The sequence below is a fragment of the bacterium genome (assembly GCA_030654305.1).
Taxonomy (GTDB): Bacteria; Krumholzibacteriota; Krumholzibacteriia; order LZORAL124-64-63; family LZORAL124-64-63; genus PNOJ01.
In genome coordinates, this window is the sequence record JAURXS010000368.1 from 1 (window position 1) to 2,151 (window position 2,151).

The window sequence follows — 2,151 nt, forward strand, 5'->3', positions numbered from 1 at the left end:
GTCAGGGAGATGATGAACCCGTCCTGCATCCACCCGCCGTTGTAGGGGTCGTAGGCGTCGGGCGTCACCGGAAAATCCGTCGAGTTGGTCATGCCGACGAGGTAAATGTTCCCGGCTTCGTCCAGCGCCAGTTCCTGGACACCCTCGGTGTACCACCCGCCGAGGAACGTGGAACAGACGAGTTCGTGGCTGATCGCGTCGAACACCGACACGAACGCATCTGCGTAGGGGGTCCCGTGCGGGCGGGATTCCTGGATGACGCCGTGGGTCGTCGGATAGTCGCTGGAAACCGTGGAGCCGGTGATGACATAACGGTGGTGAACCCTGTCGATGGCGATATCGTCAGGGTGATCGCCCGAGACACCGCCCAGGTAGGTGCAATAGGTCAACGACGTTCCCGGGTCGGCTTGAACGTTACTGCATAACAGAACGACCGGCACCGCCAGCACGAGCAGCGTCACGAGGTGACGAGTCTTCATGGCGAACCTCGCCGATGATGGTGGCTGACATGGAATTCGCGGTCGCCATGGCAACCTCGTTGTGGGCGATAGGACACGAAGATACCATGTCCATCTACCGCCGTCTACGACGTCACGCCTCGTTACGGGGCTACCGTATAATTATTGATCATGAATCGAGTTTCAGACCAATGGCAGCGTTCGCGTCGGCAAGCCGCCGTCGCGCCGCAGCGACGCGGCGTGCTCCCCCATCGTGACGAAATTCCCGCCGCGCAGCACGCCTTCCAGCTTGGCGAAGGTCGAGTTCTGCCCGCCCTGGCTGAGCAGCCGCTTCACCGGCGATTGGCCGATGCGGCCGGGACGCCAGTCGTCGAGCTCCCAGGGGTGCAGGTAGGTGACGATCGGCTGGCCCTGGCGGCGGGCGATCGCGCGCAGGCCGCGGTAGGCGGGCACCGGCAGCAGGCGCAGGTAGGCGCCGCCGGCGAAGCCGACGTTCACGCCCAGGACGCGCGCGGTGGTCATCGGCATCACGAGCAGGGGCTCTTCCCGGCGATCGTCGGGCGGCTGCAGCAGGAAGGGCCGGCGCGGCGACGCGGGCTGCCCGTAGTGCGGGTGGTGGACGGGGAACAGCGAGCAGTCGTAGGCGAAGCCCTCCTCGCGCAGCACGTGCAGGTAGCCGTGCACCGCGGGGGTGATGGTGAAGCTCGGGGCGCGGAAACCGTCGACGCGGTCGATCCCGGCGGCGGCCAGCGCCGCGCGCGCCCGGCGCAGGTCGGCGCGGAACTCTTCGGGCGTGAGCTGGTGGACGACCGGGTGCGCGTGCGAGTGGCAGGCGATCTCGTGGCCGGCGTCCGCGATGCGGCGCACCAGGTCCGGGTGGCGCTCGGCGGTCCAGCCCAGGACGAAGAAGGTCCCGTTCACGCGGTGCTGCGCCAGCAGTTCGAGGCAGCGCTCGGTGTTGCCGACGACGCGGCTCTCACGCCCCTGCCAGGTGTCCGGGGGCGCCTGGTCGAGGTAGTTGTGGCCGTGGAACCACTCCTCGACGTCGATGGTCAGGATGTCCGGTGTCGCGTTCACGTCCCCTCCGTTCGGACCCCCAGTCTAGACGCAGGCTGTCACACCCGCCGCCGCCCGTCAATCCGTGGTCGCCAAGCGGGACCGTCCCCCTTACTCTGGCCGGAGCCGGACGGGGTGCGCCCGGGCGGCTGCGCTCACACCGACGGGGAGACTCCATGCCGCAGCGCCACCTCGCGTCCCGTGGCACGATGGGCGGGGCCGTCACGGCCCGCCTGACCAACGGGATGCGCCTGATCGTCATGGAGGACCGCCGCAGCCCCGTGGCGGTCTGCAACCTCTGGGTGCGCGTCGGCTCGAACCTGGAGCCCGACGGGGTGCGCGGCTGGGCGCACGGCATCGAGCACCTGCTGTTCAAGGGCACGCAACGACGGGCCGAGGGCGATTTCGCGCGCGAGGTCGCCGACCTCGGCGGTACGACCAACGCCGGCACCGGCTACGAGACCACGAACTACCACATCACCGTGCCGGCGGAGCACCTGCCGGCGGCGGTCGACATCCTGCACGACGCCCTGTTCCACTCCGAGTTCGAGCCCGCGGCGCTGGACGCCGAGCGCAAGGTGCTGGTCCACGAGAACCACATGTACGACGACCAGCCCTCGGGCTTCGGCGTGACCTG

Annotated in this window: 3 protein-coding genes; 1 reads left to right on the forward strand and 2 read right to left on the reverse strand. The window is 68.6% G+C overall.

Features of this window, described 5'->3' with window-relative positions:
• Window positions 1–479: SBBP repeat-containing protein (locus Q7W29_10570; protein MDO9172263.1), on the reverse strand; the 479-nt coding region annotated here is incomplete at its 3' end.
• 162 nt (window positions 480–641) lie between these two features.
• Window positions 642–1,535 (reverse strand): DUF3473 domain-containing protein, encoded by an 894-nt coding sequence (locus Q7W29_10575; GenBank protein MDO9172264.1) that lies wholly within the window; start codon window positions 1,533–1,535, stop codon window positions 642–644.
• 155 nt (window positions 1,536–1,690) lie between these two features.
• On the opposite strand from Q7W29_10575, the gene Q7W29_10580 reads away from it, so the two are divergent.
• A partial coding sequence (locus Q7W29_10580; GenBank protein MDO9172265.1) for a pitrilysin family protein occupies window positions 1,691–2,151 on the forward strand: 461 nt, incomplete at its 3' end.